Annotated in this window: 24 protein-coding genes; 4 read left to right on the forward strand and 20 right to left on the reverse strand. The window is 40.2% G+C overall.

Translation table 11 applies throughout. The annotated features are described in order from the left end of the window. Positions 1 to 110 precede the first annotated feature (110 nt). Positions 111 to 1,814, forward strand: a complete 1,704-nt coding sequence (locus JXQ92_RS14475) for an alanine/glycine:cation symporter family protein (protein ID WP_421987336.1) — start codon at positions 111 to 113, stop codon at positions 1,812 to 1,814. 144 nt (positions 1,815 to 1,958) lie between these two features. Here the strand turns inward: JXQ92_RS14475 and JXQ92_RS14480 are convergent, their stop codons facing one another. The 18 genes from JXQ92_RS14480 to JXQ92_RS14565 all read right to left on the reverse strand — a co-directional run bounded on the left by JXQ92_RS14480 (position 1,959) and on the right by JXQ92_RS14565 (position 16,424). Next, positions 1,959 to 2,174, reverse strand: a complete 216-nt coding sequence (locus tag JXQ92_RS14480) for a hypothetical protein (protein WP_421987337.1) — start codon at positions 2,172 to 2,174, stop codon at positions 1,959 to 1,961. 195 nt (positions 2,175 to 2,369) lie between these two features. Continuing rightward, positions 2,370 to 2,555, reverse strand: a complete 186-nt coding sequence (locus JXQ92_RS14485; protein WP_421987338.1) for a hypothetical protein — start codon at positions 2,553 to 2,555, stop codon at positions 2,370 to 2,372. Between the two features lie 33 nt (positions 2,556 to 2,588). Further along, on the reverse strand, positions 2,589 to 3,497 hold the full coding sequence (locus JXQ92_RS14490) for a hypothetical protein (RefSeq protein ID WP_421987339.1): 909 nt from the start codon (positions 3,495 to 3,497) through the stop codon (positions 2,589 to 2,591). Between the two features lie 12 nt (positions 3,498 to 3,509). Further along, positions 3,510 to 4,394: a hypothetical protein gene (locus JXQ92_RS14495; protein ID WP_421987340.1), complete on the reverse strand. Its 885-nt coding sequence runs from the start codon at positions 4,392 to 4,394 to the stop codon at positions 3,510 to 3,512. Between the two features lie 2 nt (positions 4,395 to 4,396). Beyond that, a complete protein-coding gene (locus tag JXQ92_RS14500; RefSeq protein WP_421987341.1) occupies positions 4,397 to 4,669 on the reverse strand; it encodes a hypothetical protein in 273 nt (90 codons plus the stop codon). 1 nt (position 4,670) lies between these two features. Beyond that, positions 4,671 to 4,952 carry a DUF427 domain-containing protein gene (locus JXQ92_RS14505; RefSeq protein ID WP_421987342.1) on the reverse strand — a complete coding sequence of 94 codons (282 nt, stop codon included), beginning with the start codon at positions 4,950 to 4,952 and terminating at the stop codon, positions 4,671 to 4,673. A 54-nt stretch (positions 4,953 to 5,006) separates the two neighbouring features. Further along, positions 5,007 to 6,953 carry a thiamine pyrophosphate-dependent enzyme gene (locus JXQ92_RS14510; RefSeq protein ID WP_421987343.1) on the reverse strand — a complete coding sequence of 649 codons (1,947 nt, stop codon included), beginning with the start codon at positions 6,951 to 6,953 and terminating at the stop codon, positions 5,007 to 5,009. A gap of 3 nt (positions 6,954 to 6,956) precedes the next feature. Beyond that, on the reverse strand, positions 6,957 to 7,355 hold the full coding sequence (locus tag JXQ92_RS14515; RefSeq protein WP_421987344.1) for a DUF2721 domain-containing protein: 399 nt from the start codon (positions 7,353 to 7,355) through the stop codon (positions 6,957 to 6,959). After that, positions 7,355 to 8,140: a hypothetical protein gene (locus tag JXQ92_RS14520; RefSeq protein ID WP_421987345.1), complete on the reverse strand. Its 786-nt coding sequence runs from the start codon at positions 8,138 to 8,140 to the stop codon at positions 7,355 to 7,357. The genes JXQ92_RS14515 and JXQ92_RS14520 overlap by 1 nt, the downstream gene beginning before the upstream one ends. 3 nt (positions 8,141 to 8,143) lie before the next feature. Then, positions 8,144 to 9,169 (reverse strand): Rieske 2Fe-2S domain-containing protein, encoded by a 1,026-nt coding sequence (locus tag JXQ92_RS14525; RefSeq protein WP_421987346.1) that lies wholly within the window; start codon positions 9,167 to 9,169, stop codon positions 8,144 to 8,146. Beyond that, on the reverse strand, positions 9,166 to 9,615 hold the full coding sequence (locus JXQ92_RS14530; RefSeq protein ID WP_421987347.1) for a hypothetical protein: 450 nt from the start codon (positions 9,613 to 9,615) through the stop codon (positions 9,166 to 9,168). The genes JXQ92_RS14525 and JXQ92_RS14530 overlap by 4 nt, the downstream gene beginning before the upstream one ends. Beyond that, entirely contained in the window at positions 9,612 to 9,827 is a 216-nt protein-coding gene (locus tag JXQ92_RS14535; protein WP_421987348.1) for a hypothetical protein, read from the reverse strand. The genes JXQ92_RS14530 and JXQ92_RS14535 overlap by 4 nt, the downstream gene beginning before the upstream one ends. Further along, positions 9,820 to 11,046 carry an NAD(P)-dependent malic enzyme gene (locus JXQ92_RS14540; RefSeq protein ID WP_421987349.1) on the reverse strand — a complete coding sequence of 409 codons (1,227 nt, stop codon included), beginning with the start codon at positions 11,044 to 11,046 and terminating at the stop codon, positions 9,820 to 9,822. Before JXQ92_RS14540 ends, JXQ92_RS14535 begins: the two co-directional genes overlap by 8 nt. Positions 11,047 to 11,058: 12 nt before the next feature. Continuing rightward, on the reverse strand, positions 11,059 to 12,672 hold the full coding sequence (locus JXQ92_RS14545) for a glutamate synthase-related protein (RefSeq protein ID WP_421987350.1): 1,614 nt from the start codon (positions 12,670 to 12,672) through the stop codon (positions 11,059 to 11,061). 87 nt (positions 12,673 to 12,759) lie between these two features. Continuing rightward, positions 12,760 to 13,449 (reverse strand): ceramidase domain-containing protein, encoded by a 690-nt coding sequence (locus JXQ92_RS14550; RefSeq protein WP_421987351.1) that lies wholly within the window; start codon positions 13,447 to 13,449, stop codon positions 12,760 to 12,762. Between the two features lie 362 nt (positions 13,450 to 13,811). Beyond that, the gene (locus tag JXQ92_RS14555; RefSeq protein WP_421987352.1) at positions 13,812 to 14,540 is read right to left on the reverse strand and encodes a hypothetical protein; all 729 of its coding nucleotides are present in this window, start codon (positions 14,538 to 14,540) and stop codon (positions 13,812 to 13,814) included. Further along, positions 14,540 to 15,571, reverse strand: a complete 1,032-nt coding sequence (locus tag JXQ92_RS14560; protein ID WP_421987353.1) for a DUF6090 family protein — start codon at positions 15,569 to 15,571, stop codon at positions 14,540 to 14,542. Before JXQ92_RS14560 ends, JXQ92_RS14555 begins: the two co-directional genes overlap by 1 nt. Positions 15,572 to 15,653: 82 nt before the next feature. Then, positions 15,654 to 16,424, reverse strand: a complete 771-nt coding sequence (locus JXQ92_RS14565; RefSeq protein WP_421987354.1) for an SGNH/GDSL hydrolase family protein — start codon at positions 16,422 to 16,424, stop codon at positions 15,654 to 15,656. Between the two features lie 150 nt (positions 16,425 to 16,574). On the opposite strand from JXQ92_RS14565, the gene JXQ92_RS14570 reads away from it, so the two are divergent. From JXQ92_RS14570 to JXQ92_RS14580, 3 genes are all read left to right on the forward strand, one after another. Next, the gene (locus tag JXQ92_RS14570) at positions 16,575 to 19,331 is read left to right on the forward strand and encodes a prolyl oligopeptidase family serine peptidase (protein WP_421987355.1); all 2,757 of its coding nucleotides are present in this window, start codon (positions 16,575 to 16,577) and stop codon (positions 19,329 to 19,331) included. A gap of 14 nt (positions 19,332 to 19,345) precedes the next feature. Further along, positions 19,346 to 20,488 (forward strand): methionine aminotransferase, encoded by a 1,143-nt coding sequence (locus JXQ92_RS14575; RefSeq protein ID WP_421987356.1) that lies wholly within the window; start codon positions 19,346 to 19,348, stop codon positions 20,486 to 20,488. A gap of 216 nt (positions 20,489 to 20,704) precedes the next feature. Next, a complete protein-coding gene (locus JXQ92_RS14580; protein ID WP_421987357.1) occupies positions 20,705 to 21,484 on the forward strand; it encodes an amidohydrolase in 780 nt (259 codons plus the stop codon). On the opposite strand, the gene JXQ92_RS14585 is transcribed toward JXQ92_RS14580, so the two are convergent. After that, positions 21,481 to 21,786, reverse strand: a complete 306-nt coding sequence (locus tag JXQ92_RS14585; protein WP_421987358.1) for a hypothetical protein — start codon at positions 21,784 to 21,786, stop codon at positions 21,481 to 21,483. The genes JXQ92_RS14580 and JXQ92_RS14585 overlap by 4 nt on opposite strands. A gap of 83 nt (positions 21,787 to 21,869) precedes the next feature. Then, entirely contained in the window at positions 21,870 to 24,029 is a 2,160-nt protein-coding gene (locus tag JXQ92_RS14590; RefSeq protein WP_421987359.1) for a T9SS type A sorting domain-containing protein, read from the reverse strand. Between the last annotated feature and the right edge of the window lie 77 nt (positions 24,030 to 24,106).

Raw genomic sequence — 24,106 nt, forward strand, 5'->3', positions numbered from 1 at the left:
GTATCATGCCGAAAGGTCATGGATAAAATGTATCAATAGGGATTATGTCTTTGCCGAGAAGGCATAATCCCTATTTTTGTGGCTTCGTTCGTAAAATTTGAGCAGTTGATATGCAGCAAGTAGATGATTTCCTGAGTTTAATTGATAGTTATATTGGTAGTGCCGGTTGGTTTCCATTCGCTCTTTTGGGTGTGGGCCTTTTCTTTACCATCTATCTTAAATTTCCACAGATAAGATTTTTCGGTTTTGCCATAAAAGTGGTGAAAGGAAAATTTGATAGAAAAGATGATGAAGGAGATACATCACATTTTCAAGCACTTACTACCGCACTTTCTGGAACCGTAGGCACCGGTAATATCGCAGGTGTAGCATTAGCGCTCCATTTAGGAGGTCCAGCAGCCTTATTCTGGATGCTCGTGACAGCTGGAATTGGTATGTGCACCAAATTTGTCGAAGTAACACTGTCGCATAAGTATAGAGAGAAAGCAAAGGATGGTACAATGGCGGGCGGGCCGATGTACTATATGAAGAATGCTGACTTTATGCTTAGCGGTAAAAAAGTGAATATGAAATGGCTAGCAATAATCTTTGCCATAGCCACTGTTCTATCAGCTTTCGGAACGGGTAGTTTACCACAAATAAATAGTATTTCTACTTCTATTCAAGCCACTTTCGGCATAGAACTTTGGATTACAGGTGCTGTTCTTGCCGTACTTTTAGGTATTGTTATCATAGGAGGTATTAAGCGAATTGCTGCTATTACCGAGAAGTTAGTGCCTGCAATGGCCTTAATTTATTTCATAGGTTGTTTTGCAGTTATACTCGCGAACCTAGATAACCTCTTACCATCATTAGCAGCTATAGTAGGAGATATATTCACAGGATCTGCTGCGGCAGGTGGTTTCCTTGGCGGTACAATTTGGTATGCTTTCGATCGTGGTGTGAACAGAGGTTTATTCTCAAACGAAGCTGGTCAAGGTAGCGCACCAATTGCACACGCATCAGCGAAAGCACATGAGCCAGTATCTGAAGGAATGGTGGCCATCTTAGAGCCATTTATTGATACAATTATTATCTGTACCATTACAGGTTTAACACTACTTTCATCAGGCGTGTGGAATGAAAAGCATCAAAACGTTTTTCAGTCTGCAGATATGGAAATATTGGCAGGATCAAGTTTTACTGATGATAACGACGAAGGTGTGAAGCAATTGGCAGAACATATTGGAGGAGTCAATGAATTAGCGTTATTCAATGGTCCTTTAGATGTGAAGGCAGGAAAAATTACAACTGATGCGACCATTATTCATGCGAGATCTTTAGCAGAGGAAGTAATGGTAATGAATGATGTTAATGAGCCTTTTACCGGAATTATTCTAGTAGAAGATGGTAGACCTGTTGATTCTGATGAAACCTTTGAAGGCTTGTCATTAATACACAGTGCCCCATTAACGGCTGTAGCCTTTACAAAAGGATTCTTTGGAGACTATGGAAAGTACATCGTCTCTATTGGCCTGTTACTTTTCGCCTTTAGTACAGCTATTTCTTGGTCATATTACGGCGATAGAGCGATGACATTCCTCTGGGGTTCAGGATCCGTAAAGTATTTCAGAATCGTATATGTGGTTGCTTTTTTCTTGGCCTCATTTCAGGATACCACAATTATTTGGACACTGTCAGGCATTACAATCGCATTAATGACACTACCCAACTTAGTCGGTTTATTCTGGCTAAGAAAAGAAATGAAATCCACCATTTCCGATTATTGGAAAGGATTTAAGAAAGAGTTTCCGGATGTGAAAACACCAGAATAAAAAAAGCCCCTCGATTATTCGAGGGGCTTTTTTTATTAATTTTTTTCAACGGGGAAGTGCTTTTCTAAAAAATCGAAAACTAGATTTAAATGTTCTAAAGGCGCCGAATGATTCCCTTCAATGACTCTGTGCTCATAGTGATTATTAAATCCTTACTTCTTTTCCATCTTTAAGGAAATAGGTCCTCAGAATTCCCTTTTTAATAAAATAACTCTCGGTACAAACGCGATCGGCGCTCAAGACCATTTCGCCTTTTTCGAAAATAACAGGCTTTAAACGCTCGTCAAGTGCTGCCTTTAGCTCGTCAGAGAGTTTGATAAACTTCTCGAAATGTTCGAATATGTTATCGTCAAGCTTCAATTTGTTTCCTTTTATAATAAAGCGTATTCAACTGAAGTGATTGAAGATGATTTAATCATTCAATTTCTACATTGGAATGGAACCCAAATTAACACTTCTATCCATTAGAAACCCAAATCCTGGCTGTTCCTTCAAACTCTAATTCTGCTTGTTGGATGGCAAGTTGTTTTGAATCATGAGCAGTATCATTTAATACTACCAATCAGAATCACAATAGAATAAATAGAATTCAGGGTCTTCATCATATTTACATATGGCAAGTCTATTCAAATTTTCAAACCCTTTTGCATAATGAGTTGTAAAACCGGTTGGCACATAGGAATCATTTAAAATGATGGTAAGAAGAACCTTTGCGCCATCTATTTCGGTAGGTGCGTTCATTTGTCGTTATTTACTAGACTCAGCATATTCTAACTATTTGATATTCCAGAGATATCCTTGTTCAAAAAGTGAGTCTAGCTTTGAAGAACCGCCAAGCTGCTTTGAAAGTAGATTGATGGTCAGTTTCAGATTAGTTGTGTCACTTTCATAATAGTGATAGAGGTACTTCATAAAAGTACTCTGATTTCTATCAAATTCTGTGAATAGTACGTCTGAGAAAATTGAGTCCCCTAAAGTTACTGCTAAACCCAGTTTTCTCAAGCTCAATGAATTGCCTTTAGAATGGGAGTCCGGAATATCATATAATAAATACAGCGCCTCTAATGTATCTCCTGCTTGAAGTGCTAACCTGGACTGGTCTAAAGCCAGGTTAGCCTGTCGTCTTTCAGGTGAATGGGCAATGTATTTTGAGTTTAATTCAAGTACACTTTTAATTTTTTCACTATACCACAAGTTTTCAGAGTAATCGTAGTAATCGGTCAGTTTTGGACTGTTTTGAATGAATTCAATTCGATATTTAAAGAAATTGAAATACCCGTCATAAGTTAATAGTAATGTCAGTTCTGAATAATATTCGAAATGTTTTAGCCTTATTAATGAGACGTGCCCTTTTTCTGAATTTATGCGATGAACAATACTGAGGTTTCCAGATTTAATCGTCATTCTCAGATTATCATCGAAAATGTGATTCAAAACACTTCGTTGAGTTTTGTTAATTTTTTCAGAGACTCTTACCCTAAAGGCCGAGTAATCCCAGCTATTATTGATTATTGAAAATTCGAAATTGTTGATACTCCCAATTAATTCTTCTGAATAAGATTGAATTCTATTTTGTGCTTCATCTGTGAGCGCAACTTTGTTGGCCTTCTCTGAGTTTGTACAACTGGTTATTAAACAGATAAATAAAGAAGTGAATAGGTTGAGAGCGGCTATTTTCTTCATAAAAACCTAGAATTATTCAATACCAAGCACTTTCTGCGAAGCCGCAATTCCTGCTTTCAAGAAATCCATTACGATTTTAGATTGTTGCGCTGCAGATTTTGATTTTACAATTTCTGAAGCCTTCAGTACTGCGCCATTAAATGGTGCACTTATCCATTCACCAGAAGGTAAAGGAGGAAGGTTTTTGTATTCGTTGTCTCCTGCTTTTGACCAGGTGGTAATGTAGTAATAAGGCTCGTCGCTCGCTGGATCTGGAATTCCCATACCTATACTAAACGACTTAGTGGCATTACCTGCATCATCAAAAACCATCGGTATATATACCCCGTGATCGAAGTGATGAGGCCATGTTCTAACCGTAGAAGCCGTTTTATAAGCCTTTGCAAAATAAGCAAGCGCTAAGTCACTGTTTGCACGATGTTTTGCCGTCTCCGCGAAGCGTGTTGCGTTTTGAAATTGATATGGCGATCCGTTATCGGTTTCATGAGGTGGAATATCGTAGTGAATATCCATTTTCATTAAAGCAGCATCCTTGCCGAAGGAAGTCAACTGTTCTTTTACCCATACTAGTGCTTCTTCATTCGTTTTGCCATTGAGCGCAAATGTTGAAGCAGGCTCCATATTCGCGTTATAGACAATCAAGGTGAGGTCCTTTGATCGTATAGCAAACCTAAAATTACCATTGCGTTCTCTAATCCAATTACCTGCAAGTACTTCTTCGCGTGGCAGCCACCTTAGATTTGTGTGACTATCGTCAGGAACATTTTTCACGTAGTGTTTTCCTGCCATGGCGATGAATTGTACACCGCGGTGAATTTGCTCAATAGCTGGAGCTAAACTCTTTGGATCTTCGCTACTTAATAGTGACCAATTGGATTTAATTGAAGCAAGGCTCATAATTATCTACTTATCTCTTTGAGCTCTTTATTGTATTCAGTTTGGCATGTAGGGCAAACGTATCCCTGTCCATGTTTCTTCAATTGAATACCGCTCACATGATTTACGACAAATTCTTGTATAAAAGCATGTCGCGAAGCACTGTTGTTTACATCTATTTGTTTATCCTCCATTAGGTCAATCGCTCTGCCGCCATATTCTTGGCGACCCCAACAATTTGGACAAACACCTTCTGGTGTTGGAAGAGGGTTCTTTTTCCAATGAAACAGTCCCATGCTAGTCCTCTATCTTCACACCTTTCCAAAAGGCGACGTAGTTCTTAATGCCTTTGGCTAATTCTGAGGTTTCAGGGTAGTACCAAGCGGCATCAGGATTTTCGGAACCGTTAACTTCTACTGTATAGTAGCTAGCCATTCCTTTCCAAGGACAGTTGGACTGTGTATTACTTGGCTTATAGTATTCCTTATTGATAGAATCATGAGGGAAGTAATGATTTCCTTCTACTACTACCGTTTCGTTGCTTTCAGCGATTACTTCATCATTCCAAATTGCTTTCATCTTTGATTTGTTTAATAGTGACTAATAAACCGAACCCGCTCTGAGAACGTTCCATTAGATAAGTCCTACATCTGTCATAATCTCCAACATGGCTGGCCCATCGTGTTCCATAACACGTCTCATTGCATCTTCCAATTCTTCTTTCTTTTCTACTCTAATACCTAATGCGCCACAACTATTGGCATAATCGGAGAAGTTCGGGTTGTGTAGTTCAGTAGCCCAAACGTCAAATTCTCCAGCGCGCTGTTCTTTGGATATTTTTCCTAATTCGGAATTATTCAATAAGATCAATTTGATGGGCATGTTGTATTTAACAGCCGTTGTAATTTCAGCTAAATACTGACAGAAACCACCATCACCAGCTACCGCGATCACGGGTCTGGAGTCGCCGACAGCGGCCCAAGCACCCATAGCGGCAGGAAAGCCAAAACCGATAGACCCTAAATAGCCTGACATTAAGAATGTGTGTTGTCTAGTCTCGAAATAGCGACCTAAAGAATAGGCATTGTTTCCAACGTCGGCACATATCACGGCATTTTCTGGCGTCAGCTTATTCATGGCCTCGAAGACGGCAATTGAGCTTACCCCGTTTCCATGATCTTCTAATAATCTTTTGGCTTTTTCCGACTTCCAGATTGCCCATCGTTTGGCTACTTCCGCCCGTCTATCTACCGCATGAGTTTTGTCTGCGAGTCCTTTTTTTAGCAAGTCAACAGTTACTGAGATTTCACCCCAAACTGGTACGTCTATTTTGTGGAATTTACTCAAGGCTAGCGGATCGAAGTCTACTTGAATAGTTGGGATATGATCAGTAATACCCGTATGATTTGAGAAAGAAGCACCGAATACACAAAGCATGTCTGCTTCATTCATAAACCATGAGGCTATTGGAGTTCCGCTTCTTCCGAGTACACCACAGCCTAATGGGTGGTTATCTGCAATCTGACCTTTTGCCTTAAATGTGGTCATTACAGGGGCATTAATACTTTCTGCAAATTCTATAATCGCCGGCATATTAAATCTTGCACCATGACCAACAATGATCGCTGGTTTTTTTGATTTTTTAAATAAATCCAATGCCTCATCTAGACTTTCTTGCGGTGGTGCAATCTTAAGTGGAGTCATCCGACCATCTGGTGTTCCTGGAGCAGTATTTTCAGGGGCAGGAAGTTCTTGAACTTCATCAGGGAATGTTAAATGAGAAACATCTCTTTTTAGAATGGCATGCTTGATTGCAGTGCCCATGAGTTCGGCATGTTTACTCGAACTTTGGGTGGCATGATTGAATTCTGCAACGGCACCAAATGCTTTTACCAAGTCTACTTCCTGAAAGTTACCTGTTCCGATTACTTGCGTAGCTACTTGACCAGTTAAGGCCAGAATGGGTGCTCTATCTACTTTAGCGTCCCATAAACCTGTAAACATATTGGTAGAACCTGGTCCGGCTATAGCAAAACAAGCGGCTGGCTTTCCAGTGAGTTTTCCATAGGCAGATGCTGCAAAAGCCGCAGCGCCTTCATGTCTGATTCCATAAAAATTTAACTTGCCCTTTTCCTCTTGTCTGCGCATGGCATCAGCAAAACCAAGGTTAGAATGGCCAACCATGCCAAATACTTTTGTAACGCCCCAGTTGACCATCGTTTCAGCCATTAGGTCTGAGATAGTGGCTTCATGTGGCGCTTCTTCTTCAATGCCTACATACACGGCATCGTCTTCCACTTTAGTAAGAAATGTGGCTACGCCGTCGTCATAGCCCGGCGCTAAACCCGTACACGGGTGATAGTCCCAGCCATGCCATGGGCACCTAAGTAGACCGTTTTCAATACTCCCTTCTCCTAAAGGCCCGCCTTGGTGAGGACATCGGTTGTCGAGTGCCGAAAACTTGCCTTCAAAATGAGTTAAACATACCACTTGGTGTTCTGCGTTGGCCGACATTACCCGACCTTCTGGAAGATCATTAACGTTTTCGAGCACTTTGTGCCATTTCATTTTTTTAGCCATGGTTCAGTCTTTATGGATACTGTTTAAAAATTGGTTGCGTTTAATGCGTACGGCGCGCATTGAAAAAGTAATGAGAAGCAATGAGGCGATCACGAGTGCCGCTATCCCAATTACCAATAATAATTGGTGAAGCGTGCCATCGTGCATCTCCGTTCGAAGCTTAAAAATGCCTTCGATAAGTCCGGCAACAGCAAAAACTGCTGCACTGATGTAAAGACAAACCATCGCTACGTTGAGTAGCGACATTTGCGAAATTTTCTTCTCTATGAGTGTCGGTTTACAATCTTGCCGCTCGAGCAAATTGTTGATTTCGGTACTAATGGCAGTAGCGAGATTGGAGGTAGACATGATCATCATGCCGATTCCGGGTAAAAGTGTTAAAGGAATTACCCAGTTGTCCATTAGTTAAGTCGTTGAATTTGCGAAGGGTCTATGTAGATAATATTCCACTCATTGTGTTTTTCTACTTTACCTTGAATATTGACTCCCTCTGCTACAAAATCGAGAATTTCATTATTGATATCTTCCCCATTCACTCCTTTAATAATGTAATATTCTGCTAACTGCTGTTCAGTTTGAACAACATAAACGGGAGGAATTCCACCAGCGATGCAGAGACTGGCACATGATTTATGAGGTTTGTTTTGTGCGGGCTTCATAGAACCGAAATAACATTTTGGGTCAACAATTTCCCCCATTAAAGAAACCGAAGTTGAATTAGATGTAATGGCTTCGTATCGAGTAGAATTATTTAGTGGTTGGTGATTCAATAAAGCTTTGTCTTTTTCAGTTAATTCCAGAAGGGTAAAACCGTCTTGATAAACTAATGTGCCTCTAATGGTGACTTCAAAATCACTAATATTGCCGCCAGTTTTTTCTTGCATCTTCTCGACTGAACTTCTCGCTCCGAACTTACCAAAGTCAATCAGCATGATATTTTTCCCTACTTTGCCTGCGTCATCCGCTAGCACGCGGATGTGCGGCACAGGTTCCATCTGAATAACTCCCTTTAATTCGGTCAGTTCACCATACTCGTAAGTACCATTATTGATATGATCGTGAGAAGTTGATAGAAAAAAGGATACTGAACCCATAACTACAAAAAGTAGGAGCACGAACACCATCACAAATCGGGCGATCCGCTTGGGTGCTTTTGGTAAGTAACCGATGTAGAATTCGTCTTTCATAACTTAAGCTTCAAATATTATCGGTTCTAAGGCAGTTCCTTCAGGTTGAGGTGTCGGGTCAACAAATACTTTTTCACCATCAAGTCTTAGCAAGTAAGTGGAAACTTTCTCAGTGAAAGGTGGGGGAGAAGTACCATTGTGTGGCTCGTATTGATAGCCATGCCAAGGACAAGTGACACAACCGTCAATTACTTTACCTTCACCAAGCGGTCCGTTCTGATGTTTACAGATATTATTAATGGCCGATAACTTACCATCGTACTTAAAAATGGCAATGTTCTCTCCGTTTAGGGTGATCACCTTGGCACAATCATCTTTAATATCATCTAAATTACAGGCGTAATAGTATCCTTGTGACGTTAAATGCAGTCCACGGCCCGATCTGATGGAAGAGGCAAAGTGTAAAGCAATAATCACCATAAGTCCCATCATTAAAGCGCCATAAATAAAGGGTGATGACTCTAATTGCACAACGCCTAACATGACATGCATAATGATCAGTGCATAGGCTAAATAAACCATCATGTGGAGGGCTTTCCATACTTTAGGGCTTAAGTTTTTTAGCCAGAAATCATGACTCGTTGCTGCCATCAAAAAGAAGATGATCAGTGCGAAAAAGCCTAATACTTGAAATGGGAATTCAACTAAACTATTGTAGCTACCATTAGAAGTAAACAGGGAAATCAAAGGGTTTTTACTACCCAATGAATGGAATTGTAGTATGCTGAAAATACCATGAACCAACGCCACAAAAAACATGGTTACTCCTAAGTGTCTTCTGTTGTATAAAAGTGGCAGGAACTTAGAATTTAAACGTGCCAAGGGCCCAATGCCTAGAATGACATGCAAGAGCAACAAGGCCAAGGTAGCTGTAGCCCTAATGATCATGGTTTCGGCGGTGAGTTCTGGGTTGAACAAACCAGTAAAAACAACGTATAGCGCTAGGTAGCCTAGAACGAAAACAAAGAGGATTGTATCATAAATCTTCTTTTGCTTATTCCATAATATGCCGGCATAGTTTACACTCATTCTTCTATAAATCTTTCTTCGTGAAAAATTTTGTCATTCAGCTCATCATAAAAGAATAAGGTAAATGAACCGTTCACCATATCGGTTGGAATTTGGTAGTTGTAATCCCCCATTTGGCTCAGCTGTCCTATCAGTATCGAACTAGTTGTCTTTTCTCCTGACGGGTCTAAATAAAGAGTTGTGAAGGCAGACTTAATAGGCTGTTTGACCACAATTTTAAAGTTAGTAAGAGAGTCGATGGTTTTAGTAGTAACCTGAATCGCATGATAGTAATCTGAATGATTGTAATCACCACAACTAGTAATACTTCCTGGACAAGAATGTCTCGGAATATCGGCGATTACATTATTCGGAATGCCTTCAATGGCCTCAAGGCAAAGCAGCGGTAAGGCTATGCCCATCACCATCCAAATATAGCGGTGCCGCTTTCTCAATTTCACATTCATGATGGTTCTCCTTTCTTTACTTTATTCAATAGAATTGGCCAGAGTGCCACTGTACCCGGAAGTATCAGTATTTTCATAAATACAGGTGCGTCTTTAACGCCACCATCTATTTTATGGACTCCCGTTTTTATAAAAGGAATGTAAAAGATGAGGCCAATTAGAATATATAGGCCTAAAACGATCAATAATATGCTAGCAAGTGTTTCAGTCATTCATTTCACCAGCCTCTGCAGCTGCTATTTTCTTTTCTAATTCTCTTTCTCGGTAAACCGCTTGCTCAACCGCATCAGAGACCACATGCGCTAGAGAAGTGTCAAGCGCTGAAGGAATTACCATTTCCTTGGTTGGTGTTTCAACATATCTGGCAATGGCATAAGCGGCAGCTAGTTTCATTTCGGTACTAATAGTAGCGGCTCTGGCGGCTAAGGCACCTTTGAAAATACCAGGGAAGGCCAGTACGTTATTGATTTGGTTAGGGTAATCGCTTCTGCCGGTACCTACAATTGAGGCGCCAGCTAAAAAACATTCTTCCGGTAGTATTTCTGGTGTTGGGTTGGCCATGGCAAAAATCACTGGATCTGGCGCCATGTTCTTAATATCCTCTTGAGTAAGCAAATTGCCTTTGCTGACACCAACAAAAACATCGGCATCTTTTATTACCTCATGGATATCGCCTTTTACATCATCAAAGTTCGAATATTTAAGGAGTTCGGTTTTTGCCTTATTTAAATCGTGACGGAATCTATGAATAGCGCCTTTGCTATCGCAAACAATCAATTGTTTTACCGAAACGCATAATTCAGAATCAATATCAAAACACCTTAATAGCTTAGCAATGGCAATACCAGCAGCACCTGCGCCATTAATGACCACTTTCATGTCGCTGAGCTTCATGTTCTTCACCTTGGCAGCATTAACAAGGGCAGCTAGCGTTACAATAGCCGTTCCATGCTGATCGTCGTGAAAAACCGGGATACCAAGCCCTTGAAGTTTTTCCTCAATTTCGAAGCTTTCTGGGGCTTTGATGTCTTCTAGGTTGATGCCACCAAAAGAAGGGGCAATTCGCGTGATGGTTTCAATGATGTGTCTAGTATTGGTACTTTCTATGCAAATGGGCACGGCATTAATACCAGCAAATTTTTTAAAGAGCATGGCTTTCCCCTCCATTACCGGAAGTGAAGCTAAAGGTCCAATATCTCCCAAGCCCAAAACAGCTGTACCATTGGTGACAACGGCAATGGTATTGCCTTTCATGGTTAGGTCGTACGCTCTTTCCGGCTCTTTCTCAATTTCTAAACAGGGCTGAGCTACGCCCGGTGAATAGACTAAAGACAAAGTGTCTGTACTGTCTACAGCAATTTTATTGGTGACTTCAATTTTACCCTGCATTTCTTCGTGCAAGGCAACCGATCGCTTATATATATCGTCCATTAATTTTTTTGCTTAAGGATTTACCCCGGCATATGGGATTCCTGTCAATTTATGGATATCCCAATTGAAAGTACTTAGGTCTGAAGCATTAAATTTTGTAAAATCATCGTGCCCGCAAGACCTGGCTACTACTTTCATTAAATCGTTGGTTGCATTGAAGTAATTGTTCAATTGTTTCGCAGAAGATTGAATGATTAGCCGCTGTCTTAAATTCTCTTTTTGAGTGGCAATTCCAACAGGGCAGTTATTCGTATTACATGCCCGCATTCCTAAACAACCGATCGCTTGAAGGGCAGAATTCGAAACAGCAATGGCATCGGCGCCCATCATCATGGCTTTGGCAAAATCTTCAGCTACTCTTAAACCTCCGGTAATTACTAGACTTACGCCGTGCGCTTTTCTATTGTCTAGATGCTTTCGCGCTCGAGCAAGTGCAGGAATAGTCGGTACATTAATATTATCTCTAAGAATAGTCGGCGCTGCACCGGTTCCACCTCCGCGACCGTCTAAAATGATATAGTCAACCCCAACTTCTAAGGCAAAGTCAATATCCTCTTCAAGTCGTGCGGCAGAAATTTTAAATCCTACAGGAATTCCGCCAGTTACTTCTCTTACTTTTTCAGTAAAATCTTTAAAGTCCTGAACACCATGGAAATCTGGAAAAGTTGCTGGAGAAATAGCAGATTCTCCTTCGTTGAGGCCTCTTACTTCGGCAATTTCTTTTGAAACTTTATGTCCTGGTAAATGACCTCCAGTACCAGTTTTTGCACCCTGACCTCCTTTGAAATGGAAGGCTTGTACTTTCTTTAGTTTATCCCAAGAGAATCCGAATTGTGCCGAGGCCAATTCATAAAAGTATCTGGTATTGCTTTCTTGTTCGTCAGGCAACATGCCGCCTTCACCAGAGCAAATTCCAGTCCCTGCCATTTCCGCTCCTTTTGCGAGTGCCACTTTAGCCTCTCTTGAAAGCGCACCAAAGGACATGTCAGAAACAAAAATGGGGATGTCTAATTCTAGTGGTTTTTTAGCGTTTGGACCAATAATGGTTTTTGATCCAACGGATTCTTCATCTAGCAAAGGTCTTCTTGATAATTGGGCAGGTAAGAACTGAATGTCTTCCCATTTTGGAAGCGTTGTTCTGTCTACACCCATTGCTTCTGTAGGGCCGTGATGCCCCCAGTTTTTTAAGCCATTTTGTGCTAATTCTTTAATATATCGCGTATAAGGTTCGGTAGCTTCTGGGTGCGTATCTGCATAAGCCCCTAAATATTGATCTCTATTAAAAGGCGCTGGGTTAGCTACCTCAAACTCAGCAATCTCGCTTTCGTCAACTATTACTTCGTCATCTTTTACAACTGCCGTGAATTTGTTAAGCACTTCGCTATTGTTGTACTCGCTCACGCCTGTGTCTATTCTATAGTCCCAGTTATGTAAACCGCAAATTAAATTATCGCCATCTACATGACCATCAGAAAGTAAGGCGCCTCGGTGGAGGCATCGTCCATATAGCACTGATACTTCATCTCCATATCGGATTACTACGAGATCAGTTTTTGAAACAAGGGCATGCGTGGGTTGTCTTTCAACTAGCGCCGAAAAAGTGGCGACTACGGTTGGCTTCTGCATAAAAAAATAGTCTATGTTTAACTAAAGCTAAGTAATTCATTCTCAAAATGAAATGCTGTAGTTTAAATGACAATACCAGAAGGATAATTACTTAATTGGTTTTGCAGCTAGTTCGTTTTTACGAATGAAATACAGATAGTCTGCCAATAAGAAGGCACCAATACCTGAGAATATATGCCATAAGAAATGTGTGCCAAATGCGACAGTATCTGTAAAATCTTTGTCTACCTGCCTAAAATAAATGGCTAGAACAAAACAGAGGGCTCCTAATACTATGTCCCAAGATTTCTTGAATTCGTACTTTCTGAGGATTAGGAAGACGGGTATTAAGAAAGCAGCACCACTAATCATATAGGAAGTATTAATGCCCCCTTGCCCGGGTATAAGATCGATAACCCCAAAACGGAGTAAAAAGATCGGGATGATTACCGCTATACTCATCCACCACTTTGGCAATACCCTTGACCAAAAATAGATGGTGATCATTAGGGTGAGGATTAGTGCAGGTAAAAAATCCATCAACAGGAAGATGCGCGAAGTTCTAAGGCCGTGAAAGAGCGTACTTCCTATACCATTTAGAAATAAGAAGGGGATACAGGCTAATAGAAAACCGTATTGCTTCGGGCGCTTTCGGATTTTCCATAGAAAGTAAATGGCAGGTGCAGCAATGGCCAAGGAAGAGAATGCATTCCATGGTTCAACGATAAGGTTATCGGTGATGTGCGTTTCAGCGTACCAAGGCCCGCCATCCGTAATTTGATCTGGTCCAAAAATCATTCTGCTATCTAACTATCAAAGACCATGCAGAGTTGCAGTAATTTGGCCTTTTTTCAAAAACTACTGTTTTATAAGAATAAGGATGATTTTTTATTCAAAAAGAGCAATAAAGTAAATGGCCCTTAGACTTTTGTCAATAGGGCCATTTTAAGCTCATATCAGTGGTTTTAACTAAATTATCATCAATAGTACTTATACTCTAAACCAACAAACTACTGATATGGAAGAGTGAGCTTACGGTCTATAAATCAGTATGTTGATGAAAATTGTTTCGAGTTTCGAAGAAAATTCAAAGAGTAGTGTGTTTAGCCTTCTATTCTTGGTTTCGCAATGTTGAAATTTTCTGAAGAAGTTGAGTATGTTTAGTTCTCGTTAATCTTTTCTATGCATTTCTGTAGGGCAGTCTTAAGGCTACTTAAAAGTATTGTTTTCCCACTTTCTGCTTCGAGTTTAAGCGTTAGAATATTCCATAGCTCTAAACTAGTGGCTACCTCTTCTAAATCATTGACAGGGCCGCCAATAATAAAACGTTCACTATATATTGGAAGCGATGTTCGGGAATAATTCAAATGTTTGATGATATAGGGTTCAATGGTATTGAGGTATTGATCGACAATAACTTCGTCGAATGTTTCTAAGTAGTTAATGGCTTGTTCAAGTTCAGCGAGGTTTGTTTTTAGCTCAAAATCAGAAATGTCATTGAAAAGTGCACCGTCCTTAAATTCATTGAATACGGGTAGCGACAATCTTGCCTGCCAAGCCGTTCCTACCGCGCCGATGTGGTTTCCCAATGTATCCAAATAGTGAGGTGGCTTTTGGTCTATTACGTTTAAGGAACGTTCTAATTTCTCAATTAGAAATTCATTGTTGGGTAAAAGGTTATTTTCGATTTGCTCCAATACTAAATGAAACTCTTTGGCCATGTTAGCATAGAACTTTTTATAAGTCTGTGCTTTTTTTCGGTCGTCATTCCAGTCACTTATGGCTAGTGCAATTAGAATCCCAAATACAACGAGGAAGATTTCACCAAAGGCGTATTTGAAGTATTTTGAAGAATTGTTTCTTCTGAATTTGCGGAGGAAATTAAACATTAGTCTTTCTTTTTGAAAAGGGTTTTAGATCTATCGAATACTTCGGTCAAACTTAAAGTCATATCAGCATTAAGTTTTAGGTCATAAACCGGATTAAAATAGAAAGCACTGTCTCCCAAATACCTCAATTCTTCTACATAGAATTGCTCTTGATTGGCACGATATTCTTCGGGAAATTCCTCGAATGTCCTATTGATCAGTTTGTTGTCTTTTAAAATGATTTTTATGATGTTCTGGTCACTGTCCAAAAAATCACCTGACAAGACTTGACTTAGTTCAAGAGGAACGCGCTTAAATATTTCAGTATCTTTATTTTCAATTCCCATTTTATCATTTAGATCGTCAATTGACTGAAAAGAGAGGTCTACAAACCATCTAGTATAAATGACAAGGTTAAAATACATTTCACGATACACTGCCATGTAATTTCTATACTTGGGGTTCCGCATATAATAGGAATACTCAGCGTCAGGAGTTATTAGAGTAAGGCTTCCTTGGGCATACCAATCGAAATTTTCGTACTTATATTTTTTATGCTCTTCTAATACTTCAAGTAAACCATCCATAAATGTTTCAATTCCTCCTGCGGCATCTTGATAAAGAATAATGAGTTGTTCCACCTCTTCTGCATAAGAATCTTGTATTTCATCCGTATGATCCATTAAAAGTTGAAAGCCACGATTATGGATTTGAAAAGGAATATAGGTCCTGATTAAATCAATGAATTCCGCGCTATCAAGATTTTGGCTAGAGGCTATGCTAAAATCTGATTGAAGAAATACATCAATCAATGAATCCTTTTCATGGAACTCATTTTCAAGCGCATTAAAGGTCTGAATATCTAATTTGAGTTCCTCTATGATTTGACTGAGTATGGTCTCCGTTCTTTGCCTTTTTTTACGGTTTTCATTCCAATTGCTAATGCTCAAAGCAATCAAAATCCCGATGACAACAAGTATGATCTCACCAAAGGCGTATTTGAAGTATTTTGAAGAATTGTTTCTTCTGAATTTGCGGAGGAAATTAAACATTAGTTTTGGCTGAAAATGTCTCCTAAACTAATGATTTTCTGATAAGTAAGAAGCAGGCGGCATTTCGAAATGCCAGAAATCATTAGTGTTTAGAAATAACGACTCTATGTATAAATCGGGCAAAATCTTTCCCCCAAACTTGATAGGTGAGTTTTGCCGGATGTACTCCATCACTAAAGAAGGATGATTTGTCTTCTTTTACGTTATATCGCTTAGACCAAACTTCCAAGTCCATTTTCTCCGATGAAAAATAAACCCCATCATTTTGAGCCACAACTTCAGTCAGCACATCTCCTAGAATCTCTACTAAGCCACCCACCACAAACCTAATGGCGGGGGTAAAAGCCGGAAATTCTTTAATGATGGGCATATTCATAAAAACGATTGGTGTGTGAGGAAACCGAATTCTTAGGTTGTCGATGAGCAGTTGAATGTCTTTTTTCCATTTCTTAGGGCTATTCAGCGTAAACGCATCATTTCCACCTAAGCTGATAGCTATAATATCAGGTGTCTCATCGATTTTTGGGACTAGCTTTTGGTTAAGTGTTTTAGCCGTATATCCACTTTTAGCATAGACTTTCCACTCTATGTTGGCTTTTAATAGTTGAGATAACTCACTGGAAATGGCTCCCGGCAAGCCTTCTTCTTGCGTGTTAACACCAACACCGGCCATCGTGCTTTCTCCAAGGCATAGCAAACGAATTGTTTGATCAGAAGGATAGTTTACGCGTCCAGAATTCCCCTTGGCCTCAGGTAGTCGAGGTATATTTTTCTTGATCCGTTTCCCTTGATAATACATCAGGGGAAGCAGAGGAACAGCCAGAATGACCCCAAATACATACCGTGCATTCATATTGTGCGCTTAACCTTGGAAAAATAAGTTTTAAGAGGCTGATAACAAACACGAAGCACAGATTTGTCTTTGGAAAAACACCAATTATAAAAAAAGAGATTGGGGTTATGCCTTGAACCTTAACTTAGGGCTATTGAAACCTTTATTCTTATGAAAGCCAACTTAATAATCATCATTTGCCTGCTCACATGTTTTACTGCATTTGGGCAGAAAAAAATACTCGATCATCCTGATTTCGAAATCTGGAATACTATTCAAGGCCAACGAATTTCTCGTAATGGCGAATTGATTATTTACTCTCTAGAGAAGGGTGAAGCAGATAATCATTTTAAAATAAAGGATAGTAATGGCGAACTACTTTTTTCACATGAGAGAAGTGAGAATGGACGTTTTGACTTTAATTCTGACTATGTGTTTTTTACGATCAAGCCTTGGCAAGCCGATGTAAAGGAATTGAAACGTCAGAAAACCAAAAGGGACGATATGCCTACCGATACCTTAGCGATTTATAACGTGAATGATAAGAGTTTGCTGAAAATACCTCATGTGAGAGGGTATAAAACACCAGCGAAATGGGGAGGTTATTTGGCCTATCAACTAACAGCCAATGCGGTAAAAGGAGGCGATAAAGACAAAAAAGCGAGTAGTAAAAATGGCTATCATGTGGTGTTGAGAGACTTAAGGTCCGGCAAACAAGATACTCTGAAGTATGTGAACGATTATAAGTTTGCCAATGAAGGCAAAAGGCTAACCTTTATAACCACTGGGGTTAGTACAATTCAGAGCCCAGGCGTATACATAAATGAACTGGATGCTTCAGCACCAAAACCAGTATTTACAGCTAAAAAAGCGAAGTATTCTAAACTGACCATCAGTAATTCTGGAGAGAAATTAGCCTTTGTAGCTGACTTGGATACAACAAAAGCTTTAGTAAGACCCAATGCACTTTACAGTTGGAAAGAAGGTATGGATCAGGCCGAAAAGGTTGTCGACCAGACCTCTGCGCCAAAGGGATATCGTGTTTCTTCAGATGGAAATATTAGCTACTCTGAAGATGAAACAAAACTATTCTTCGGTTTGGCAACACCGCCAATTATTCAAGATACCTCTCTAATAGACGAGGAAATAGTTAATGTAGAAGTTTGGACTTATGACGAACCTAGGCTTTATACGGTTCAGGAATTACAAGTAGAAAACGATAAGCGAAAGTCTTATTTAACAGCCATACATTTAAATGAAAACAATAAGCTTGTCCAGTTAGCAACAACTGAATATCCGAATGCTAGCTTAGGAAATGAAGGAAATGCAAATCTGGCCCTAGTAAATACCTCATTACCATATCAACTACAAAGTCAATGGCAGGGAGGGACTTACAGAGACTACACACTCGTAAATGTATCTACTGGGGAGGCAAAAGTGGCCTTAAAAGAGATTAGAGGTGGTATTAGTTTTAGTCCAGCAGGAAAGTATGCATTTGGTTATAGTTCGGCGGATAGTACTTGGTTTACTTATAATGTTACGACAGGGAAAAGACAGGATCTGACAAGTGGTAAAGTCTTCTATAATGAATTGAATGACTCTCCAAACTTCCCGAGTTCATATGGTTCAGCCGGATGGACAGAAAATGATGAACGTTTCTTGGTTTACGATCGGTACGACATCTGGTCATTCAACCCTGAAAATGGTCAAGGTGAAAGGTTAACCAAAGGTCGTGAAACAGGTATTACTTACCGATACGTACGTTTGGACAACGAAGCCCGTGCTATTGACCCTAAGGGAAAATGGTTGCTGACCACTTTCAACGACACTAATAAACATAGCGGCTACTATTCTTATAATGCTCGAAATGGTCGCGGAAGCCAATTGTTAACAGGCCCGTTTAGCTATGGCCGACCTGTAAAGGCGCAAGACGACGATCATGTAATGTTTACTAAACAGTCTTTTGAGGCGTTTCCTAATATTCACTATTCCGACCTTAGTTTTAAATCATCTAAACAAATTTCAGATGCCAATCCTCAACAGGTCGAGTATAACTGGGGTACGGCTGAATTGGTTCAATGGACGTCTTTAGACGGAGAATTGCTTTCTGGCATGCTGATAAAACCAGAGAATTTCGATCCGAACAAGAAGTACCCAATGATTGTGAATTTCTACGAAAAGAGTTCTAATGGCTTGTACTCCCACCGCCCACCAGCAGCTGGCAGATCTACAATTAGCTACAGTTTTTATACTAGCCGAGGGTATGTGATTTTTAATCCAGACGTTAATTATCGCATCGGTTATCCAGGAGAAAGCGCCTTGAATAGTGTCATTCCAGGTGTTACTGCACTTGTAGAAAAAGGCTTTATCGATAAGGATAATATTGGTGTACAAGGACACAGCTGGGGAGGTTATCAGATCGCTTATTTGGTAACTAAAACTGATATTTTTAAAGCGGCCGAAGCTGGAGCTCCAGTACCTAACATGATCAGTGCCTATGGCGGAATCCGTTGGTGGACAGGCCTAAGCCGTCAGTTTCAGTATGAACATACACAAAGTAGAATTGGCGGCACGCCGTGGGAATACCCTGCACGGTTTATAGAGAATTCTCCAATCTTCAATATGGATAAGGTTAATACACCTTTACTCATTATGCACAATGATGCTGACGGTCATGTGCCGTGGTATCAAGGGATTGAAATGTTCACGGCCTTAAGAAGATTAGGCAAGCCTTCTTGGTTTTTGAACTATAATGGAGAACCACACTGGCCACTTAAAAGACAAAACCGACTTGACTTTAATATCCGAATGGCCCAGTTTTTTGATTATTACTTAAAAGGAGCACCAAAGCCAGTTTGGATGGAAAGAGGAGTACCAGCGATAGAAAAAGGAATTAATCAGGGCTTGGAACTTACTGATCATAAATAAACGGTAGAAATTTTATGCAAATCAACTCCAAGTTGCCTAACGTCGGCACTACCATTTTTTCGATCATGTCGAAAATGGCCAATGACTATAATGCTATCAACCTAGCACAAGGTTTTCCGGATTTCCCTGTTTCTCCAGAACTTATTAATCGGGTTCACTATTATATGCAACAAGGTTTTAATCAATATGCACCAATGCCGGGGGTGCCTGTGCTTAGAAAGGCTATTGCCGATAAGACCGAGAGGTGCTATGGCTGGCGACCAAATGAAGATCAGGAAATTACGGTGACTTGTGGGGCAATTGAGGCTATTAATAGTACCATAAACGCTTTAATTCATGCTGATGATGAAGTTATCATTATGGATCCTGCTTATGATGCATATGAGCCTATTGTCAATTTACAAGGTGCCAAGGCGATCGGTGTGCCATTGAGAAAAGAGGATTATAGCATAGATTGGGACGAGGTGCGAAAGAAGATCACAAATCGAACGAAGATGATCATGATCAATTCGCCGCACAACCCAAGTGGGGCTATAATTTCTGAGGATGATTTAAGGAACCTAGAAAGCCTGACCGCGGGTACGGATATTTTCATTTTGTCTGATGAAGTATATGAGCATATCGTTTTTGACGGTGAATTGCATCAGTCTGTATTGCGTTCAGAGGCACTCAGAAGCAGGAGTATAGTAACTTCTTCATTCGGAAAGACCTTTCACGCCACAGGTTGGCGGATGGGATATCTTATTGCACCTTCTGAAATTATAGTCGAGGTTAGAAAGGTGCATCAATACAATACTTTTACCATTCACACAGCCACGCAGTATGCCATTGCCGATTATCTATCGAATGCTTCGAATTATGAATCTGTTGCCCCGATGTATCAGCAAAAAAGAGACTTCTTTTTGAATAAAATGGCGAGCTCTAATTTCAAACCTATTCCGGCTAAGGGGACTTACTTCCAATTGATGAATTATAAGGCTATTAGCGATAAAGGGGATGTTGAATTTGCTGAATGGATGACAAAAGAAATTGGCGTAGCCACTATTCCTATGTCCGTCTTTTATCAAGACAAACAGGACAATAAAGTGCTTCGTTTTTGCTTCGCGAAAGGAGAGGAAACGCTCGCTGCAGCTGCCAAAAAGCTTTGTAAGCTTTAACGTGTATTAGCATTCCTTACTTTTCTTTGCACGTCCAAAGAAAAGTAACAAAAGAAAAGATCGCCACCGTCAAAACCATCGAGGTGGCTTTTTTGGTGATTAAAAGCAGTTTTTAGTCGATGGTCACGCTGACCGTGGACGCCTGCCCTCCGAGATGGATAGGTTTACATTTAATTTTTACTTTGCGTTTCACGAATGAGCTTCTAATATTGCTGTGTGCAAAATCAAGACCTAAGACTTACTTTGATACAATCCGATATCTATTGGAGGCAACCAGCGGCTAATTTGGCCATGTTCGAAGAGAAGATATGGGAAATTGAAGGGCAAACGGATATCATTGTTTTGCCTGAGATGTTCCAGACCGGGTTTACCATGGAGTATGAAGGGGTAAGTGAACCTATGAACTTAACCACGTTTAAGTGGATGAGGCAGATGTCTGCACAGACAAAGGCAGTGGTTACGGGGTCCTATATAGTACGTGAAAAAGGACATGTATATAATCGATTGATCTGGATGCAGCCAGATGGTGAATACAAGTCTTACGACAAGCGTCATCTTTTCAGAATGGCCGATGAGCATGATTATTTTGCTGAAGGCACAGATCAGCTAATAGTGGAATGGAAAGGGTGGAAAATATGCCCACTAATTTGTTATGATTTGCGTTTCCCGGTTTGGTCTAGAAATGTAAATCTGGCCTATGATTTAGTACTCTATGTGGCCAATTGGCCGGCGGTTCGCGTTTCTGCATGGGATGCTTTATTAAAGGCTCGTGCAATAGAAAACGTATCCTATGCTATTGGACTAAACCGTGTGGGTTCTGATGGAAATGACATCCCATACAACGGCCATTCAGGAGCGTATTCTTTTAAAGGCGATACCTTGGCTTTCTCGGACAAAGAGGAGATTATTACGATCAATTTGAGTAAGGATGAATTAGATGCTTTTAGAGCTAAATTTCCAGCCCAGCTCGATGCAGATGCTTTTACATTGAATTAAGAATCCGTCAGAATTCCTTCAATAAGCTTTTGAGCGCTTTCTAAACCTTCATAAGGCTTATAAGGTATCCTCAGCATTTTCAGCATTTGTTCTAGTCCAGCGTGTTCTCCAGAAAACACACAATTCGCGAGTTTTTTATGTTTTCTTAAGCCTTCAAAAAGCACTTTTAAAGGGCCTAGTTCCTCCTTGTTAAGACATTCAATATGGAGTATAACTTGCTCCGCTCTTTCGATTAGCGGTAGGGCCTGACTTGTTAAATAAGTTTCGGAATGATTGTCCAATTCAGCGATTAAAACGTCCATATTCTTTGACTTGATCCATGTGCCTAAAGGTGATGCGAAATTGATTTGCGCAAGGGGTTTTATCTGTAAGTAGAGGTATAATATCATCGGTAAACGAGTATTTTCTTCGTGGTAGATTGATTCTCACTACTTACAATTCTTAGAATATATATGCCGATTGAAAGGCTGCTTAAGTCAAGTGATTTGGCTTGCCCACTTTGGATATTAATGTTGAAAAACTTCTTCTGACCGAGAATATTATAAACCTCTGCTACACCATTCACATTGGTAATTACCGAAATTCTATCGCTAGTAGGGTTAGGGGAAACGGCAACCTGAATATCATCACCTCCATTACCGCCAGTGCTCAAATTCTCTAAAAGGTATAAACCACCTTTACCACTGCCAATAATTAAGGCTGGTCTGCCTGTGTTGAAAATGTCGCCACTTGCAATACTATTTTGCCTGCCAAAGCCGGTTGAAAAAGTCTCATTATTAATGTTTAAAACATTCTCAATCGGGTTGTTTGCCACAAAGTTCTCATCTATTGGGCCATTATAAATACTAAGTACGCCAGATGAATTAATCGTAATGAATTCATCAACACCATCGCCATTAAGGTCGGTTATATGAGGCCAAAGGTTAAGCCCTTGGAAATCTGTAGTGATACCTCCAAAATCAGGTAATTCTGTTCCAAAATTAAAACCACCTTGATTTATAAATAGCGATAAATTTCCAAGCCTTCTGCCTATAAGCAAATCCAGATCACCATCGTCATTGACGTCATAGAAGAACGGGTTATCATCTAAGGTTGAATTTGAGAAAATTTCAATGGGTAAGCCGAATGTACTTGCGGTTGAAGCTTCTCGATAGAAAATTCGTGTGTCATTTCCGTTGGTTGTTGCCTGATAGAAAAGATCCTGGTCTCCGTCACCATCAGCGTCGATAAATTGTGGTTTCAAATGGCTGACTTCAGCTGCAGAAAAACCGAGGAAGTCGTTGTCGAATAAGTTGAAATCGGGAGAGAATTGATTTCCTTCATTATTGAAAAAGGTCATATTAGCCTGAACCGTATTTCCTGATAATGTGCCTTTATTACCTACAACTAAGTCTTGATCCCCATCACTATCTAGGTCTACGAAAGCAGGATAAGCATTTTCGCCCAAATCGATCATTTCATTTTGAAGAAATGGGGTAGAAACTTGATCAAAATCGGGAACTGTAGCCGAACCTATATTGCTATAAACTTTAATATTGTTGTCGAGTCTTATTTGATTACCAATATTCTCATCGGCATTAGTAGAGATTAAAAGGTCTTCTAAACCATCAAAATTGACATCGGCTAAAAAGGCACTAGGGAAAATACTAAAGGCCGCAGGGTTATTGATGGGATAGCTCAAAACGGAGCTCATGACAGCGTTATTCTGATCGCCTACGTTTTCTAGAAAGTAAAGGGTTTCACAAAATTCATCCGAACTGATAATGTCAATATCTCCATCGTTATCTGCATCGAATGGCAAAATAGTTTTACCACCTGCATGTTGAATGGCTTCTTGATCGCTTGCATCGAATGGAACATTTGCCGCGTTGGTAGTAGGACAGGCCGTGCCACCAAAAGCAAAACTGTCGCAATCACATTCTTCAAAACCACCCCACTGCCTTTCAGCACGCGTAAAAGTTAAATCGCCACAAACGCCTGTATTTTCGAAATAATCTACACTGCTGGCTGTTCCAAACCGGTAAGTCAGAATGTCTAAAGCACCGTCGCCATTTACATCTACAATACCTGGAATATCTGAAGGGCTTACTTGAATATTCGTCCCAGCATCGAATCGGAGAAAGGGTTCGGCCTCTTCCCAAGATAGCTCGCCTCCAGCACTCGTATTTTTATAAACTTTTATGCCCAAGGCCGTGCTGGTAAAGAGGTCTTTAAGGCCATCGCAATCATAATCTTTTAGAATTAGCCAATGAACTACATCAGATGGGAATTGATAGGCGAATTGCGGACTCCAGATATAGCTATCGTTTACATTTAAATACGTTTCAATATCTCTCGAAATACGATTGTAAATCACCAAATCTAAAGTGCCGTCATCGTTTAAGTCTAAGGTTTGGAATTGGGCGGCATTTAATCCCCCTTCCCATGCGCGAGTCTTTAAAGCACCATTTTCAGAAACCGGAATGTCGGTTCTATACCGAAATTCAAACTGACCTTTCAGGCTAATTGGCAGCAGGAATAGGAATAGGAGAAGGGTCGATCTCATTGATGTGACAAGGTAAAGCGAAAATTCTGTCGTTTCAATTCTATTCAACGCAGTTTTTGCCTTTCTGTGTATTATCT

The organism is Roseivirga sp. (genome assembly GCF_049099775.1).
In the GTDB taxonomy this organism is placed as follows: Bacteria; Bacteroidota; Bacteroidia; order Cytophagales; family Cyclobacteriaceae; genus Roseivirga.

Excerpts from the sequence above, each read along its gene's own strand:
- JXQ92_RS14475 (WP_421987336.1), top strand. The coding sequence starts at position 111 with ATGCAGCAAGTAGATGATTTCCTGAGTTTAATTGATAGTTATATTGGT.
- JXQ92_RS14485 (WP_421987338.1), bottom strand. The coding sequence starts at position 2,555 with ATGAACGCACCTACCGAAATAGATGGCGCAAAGGTTCTTCTTACCATC.
- JXQ92_RS14490 (WP_421987339.1), bottom strand. The coding sequence starts at position 3,497 with ATGAAGAAAATAGCCGCTCTCAACCTATTCACTTCTTTATTTATCTGT.
- JXQ92_RS14495 (WP_421987340.1), bottom strand. The coding sequence starts at position 4,394 with ATGAGCCTTGCTTCAATTAAATCCAATTGGTCACTATTAAGTAGCGAA.
- JXQ92_RS14500 (WP_421987341.1), bottom strand. The coding sequence starts at position 4,669 with ATGGGACTGTTTCATTGGAAAAAGAACCCTCTTCCAACACCAGAAGGT.
- JXQ92_RS14505 (WP_421987342.1), bottom strand. The coding sequence starts at position 4,952 with ATGAAAGCAATTTGGAATGATGAAGTAATCGCTGAAAGCAACGAAACG.
- JXQ92_RS14510 (WP_421987343.1), bottom strand. The coding sequence starts at position 6,953 with ATGGCTAAAAAAATGAAATGGCACAAAGTGCTCGAAAACGTTAATGAT.
- JXQ92_RS14515 (WP_421987344.1), bottom strand. The coding sequence starts at position 7,355 with ATGGACAACTGGGTAATTCCTTTAACACTTTTACCCGGAATCGGCATG.
- JXQ92_RS14520 (WP_421987345.1), bottom strand. The coding sequence starts at position 8,140 with ATGAAAGACGAATTCTACATCGGTTACTTACCAAAAGCACCCAAGCGG.
- JXQ92_RS14525 (WP_421987346.1), bottom strand. The coding sequence starts at position 9,169 with ATGAGTGTAAACTATGCCGGCATATTATGGAATAAGCAAAAGAAGATT.
- JXQ92_RS14530 (WP_421987347.1), bottom strand. The coding sequence starts at position 9,615 with ATGAATGTGAAATTGAGAAAGCGGCACCGCTATATTTGGATGGTGATG.
- JXQ92_RS14535 (WP_421987348.1), bottom strand. The coding sequence starts at position 9,827 with ATGACTGAAACACTTGCTAGCATATTATTGATCGTTTTAGGCCTATAT.
- JXQ92_RS14540 (WP_421987349.1), bottom strand. The coding sequence starts at position 11,046 with ATGGACGATATATATAAGCGATCGGTTGCCTTGCACGAAGAAATGCAG.
- JXQ92_RS14545 (WP_421987350.1), bottom strand. The coding sequence starts at position 12,672 with ATGCAGAAGCCAACCGTAGTCGCCACTTTTTCGGCGCTAGTTGAAAGA.
- JXQ92_RS14550 (WP_421987351.1), bottom strand. The coding sequence starts at position 13,449 with ATGATTTTTGGACCAGATCAAATTACGGATGGCGGGCCTTGGTACGCT.
- JXQ92_RS14555 (WP_421987352.1), bottom strand. The coding sequence starts at position 14,540 with ATGTTTAATTTCCTCCGCAAATTCAGAAGAAACAATTCTTCAAAATAC.
- JXQ92_RS14560 (WP_421987353.1), bottom strand. The coding sequence starts at position 15,571 with ATGTTTAATTTCCTCCGCAAATTCAGAAGAAACAATTCTTCAAAATAC.
- JXQ92_RS14565 (WP_421987354.1), bottom strand. The coding sequence starts at position 16,424 with ATGAATGCACGGTATGTATTTGGGGTCATTCTGGCTGTTCCTCTGCTT.
- JXQ92_RS14570 (WP_421987355.1), top strand. The coding sequence starts at position 16,575 with ATGAAAGCCAACTTAATAATCATCATTTGCCTGCTCACATGTTTTACT.
- JXQ92_RS14575 (WP_421987356.1), top strand. The coding sequence starts at position 19,346 with ATGCAAATCAACTCCAAGTTGCCTAACGTCGGCACTACCATTTTTTCG.
- JXQ92_RS14585 (WP_421987358.1), bottom strand. The coding sequence starts at position 21,786 with ATGGACGTTTTAATCGCTGAATTGGACAATCATTCCGAAACTTATTTA.
- JXQ92_RS14590 (WP_421987359.1), bottom strand. The coding sequence starts at position 24,029 with ATGAGATCGACCCTTCTCCTATTCCTATTCCTGCTGCCAATTAGCCTG.